Source organism: Frisingicoccus sp. (genome assembly GCA_016298055.1).
Lineage (GTDB): Bacteria > Bacillota > Clostridia > Lachnospirales > Lachnospiraceae > Frisingicoccus.
This window is the reverse complement of the sequence record JAEDDO010000258.1, coordinates 1-2,212: the sequence shown is the minus strand read 5'-3', so window position 1 is coordinate 2,212 and position 2,212 is coordinate 1. Positions and strand designations below refer to the sequence as shown.

General features: G+C 41.0%; 2 protein-coding genes and 1 pseudogene. 1 reads left to right on the top strand and 2 read right to left on the bottom strand.

All coding sequences use genetic code 11. The features are described from left to right. The first annotated feature begins 154 nt into the window (after positions 1-154). The gene (locus tag QZZ35_RS11335) at positions 155-1,162 is read left to right on the top strand and encodes an aldo/keto reductase (RefSeq protein ID WP_291237502.1); all 1,008 of its coding nucleotides are present in this window, start codon (positions 155-157) and stop codon (positions 1,160-1,162) included. Positions 1,163-1,247: 85 nt separating this feature from the next. On the opposite strand, the gene QZZ35_RS11330 is transcribed toward QZZ35_RS11335, so the two are convergent. Continuing rightward, the gene (locus QZZ35_RS11330; protein ID WP_291237501.1) at positions 1,248-1,661 is read right to left on the bottom strand and encodes a hypothetical protein; all 414 of its coding nucleotides are present in this window, start codon (positions 1,659-1,661) and stop codon (positions 1,248-1,250) included. Positions 1,662-1,906: 245 nt separating this feature from the next. Next, a pseudogene (locus QZZ35_RS11325) lies at positions 1,907-2,212 on the bottom strand (pyridoxal 5'-phosphate synthase glutaminase subunit PdxT); the annotation flags it as partial.

The following is a 2,212-nucleotide window of genomic DNA, read 5'->3' as shown; positions in this document are numbered from 1 at the left end:
GGATTTCGAATATTTTTAGGATTTTGGGAGCGTGAAACGCGGAAAAATCCGTAGGTATCATGGGGCAAATTCGTTTGACCCAAACATCATTATTTTATTGAAAAAAATGAAAAGATATGTCACAATGATAGAAAGAAAATGGAGGGACTAAAGGATGGAATATGTAACATTAGGAAAGACCGGATTAAAGATATCACGTATGGGTTTCGGCGGTATTCCGATTCAGAGAATTGATGCAGACGGAACGAAAAAGCTCATGAAGATGCTTGTGGAGAAAGGTCTCAATTATATTGATACAGCAAGAGGATACACGGTAAGTGAAAGTTTTATCGGAGAAGGTATTGAGGGTATGCGGGACCGTTTTGTTCTTGCGACAAAGAGTATGTCACGGACAAAAGAGGCTATGGCAAAGGATATTGATATAAGTCTCGGAAACCTGAGAACAGACTATATTGATCTGTACCAGGTACATAATCCGAATATGGAACAGTTACTTACAGTCATCGGTGAGGGCGGTGCACTTGAAGCCTTGAAAGAGGCGAAAGAGGCGGGGAAGATCGGCCATATCGGAATAACAGTACATTCTCTGGAAGTCTTTGAAAAAGCTTTGGAGATGGACTGGGTGGAGACAATTATGTTTCCTTATAATATTGTGGAGCGTCAGGGTGAGGAACTTATTCACAAATGTGCAGAGAAAAATATCGGCTTTATTGATATGAAACCTCTTGCCGGCGGTGCGATTGAGGATGGCAGACTGGCTCTTCGTTTTGTCTGTGCGAATCCGGATGTAACGGTTGTGATTCCGGGAATGTATGATGTTTCTGAAATTGAGAAGAATATGGAAGCGGTGGAAGATCGGAGCGCACTGACAGCAGAAGAGCTTGAAGCTATGGAGAAGGTGCGTAAGCAGCTTGGAACCAATTTCTGCAGACGGTGTAATTATTGTCAGCCGTGTACTGTTGGCATCAATATTTCCGGATGTTTCCTCTTCCAGGGCTATCTTGACCGGTACGGACTTGAAGACTGGGCAAAAGACCGATATGGTGCCATGGCCGTAAAAGCCGGTGCATGTGTGGAGTGCGGTGCATGTGAGACACGCTGTCCGTATAATCTGCCGATTCGTCAGATGCTCAAAAAATGTGCGGAAGAATTTGGAGCGTAAAATGACAATGAAAAGAGGTGCTTACCTATTGGGCTGCAGGTAAGCACCTTTAATATTTATAGAAGGTATCTTATTGTCTTTTTTCTTATTTATAGTCTTTTAAGGAAATACTTGTGTTGTCGTCACCGATAAAGGAGATGGAAACAACTTTGTTGTATTCGGGATGAACCGCTTCGAAATCGTACTGGAAACTGTAGATTCTGTTGACAATAACCTGAGTAAATCCGGCAGCTTTGCAGAGTTTTGCGTAGGCCATGGCAGACTCTTTTGTCCAGTCTTCGCCAATAATAGCTGCTGAAAATTTATTCTCAGTAGCGGAAGCACTGTCGACTGTGGCTTCAGGTACAGGAAGGATTTCCGGCCATTCAACTTCGGCATTTGCCTGGCTTTCTACTGTTTCGGAAGTTGTTGTAGTTGCTGTATTTGTGTTCGTGCTGCCGCATGCGGTAAACGCGAGTAATGTACTTAAAGTTAATAATAAACAAGATAATTTTTTCATAATAAACGCCTCCTGAATGATGTCTTTGTTTTTTGCTACTTCCCTATTCTACACAAAAGGATTGGGATGTCAATAATTGTTATTTTATTCTCAATTTCACTGTAATTTATGAAAACTGATAAAATTAATGAAAAATTTAGATTATTCCTTGAAAAAATGTTCAAATTGAACATAAAAGGAAAAAGCCGAAAAAATATCTTCGGCTTTCCTTAAAAGTAAAATGGTCATTTTTTCTTTTTTTGCAGTTATTCTTGACAAATGATTTTTTTGAGGAACAATTGGTGAATCCGTGTATCTTCATCTAATTCCGGGTGAAATGCCACACCGATTTGATTTTTATAGGAAACGCCTACAATGTTTTCATCGACTTTTGCCAGAATATGAACATCCTCTCCGACAGAGTCAATGTAAGGAGCTCGTATGAAAGTCATCGGAACATCCTGTTCTGAGCCGAAGCCGGATTTTGTGTGGAAACTTCCGAGCTGACGTCCGTAAGCATTCCTGCGGACGGTCACAGGCAGTGTGCCGAAATAAACGTGATCGTCATTTGA

What these genes read in the sequence shown, in the direction of transcription:
- QZZ35_RS11335 (WP_291237502.1), top strand. Translation starts at nt 155, where the DNA reads ATGGAATATGTAACATTAGGAAAGACCGGATTAAAGATATCACGTATG.
- QZZ35_RS11330 (WP_291237501.1), bottom strand. Translation starts at nt 1,661, where the DNA reads ATGAAAAAATTATCTTGTTTATTATTAACTTTAAGTACATTACTCGCG.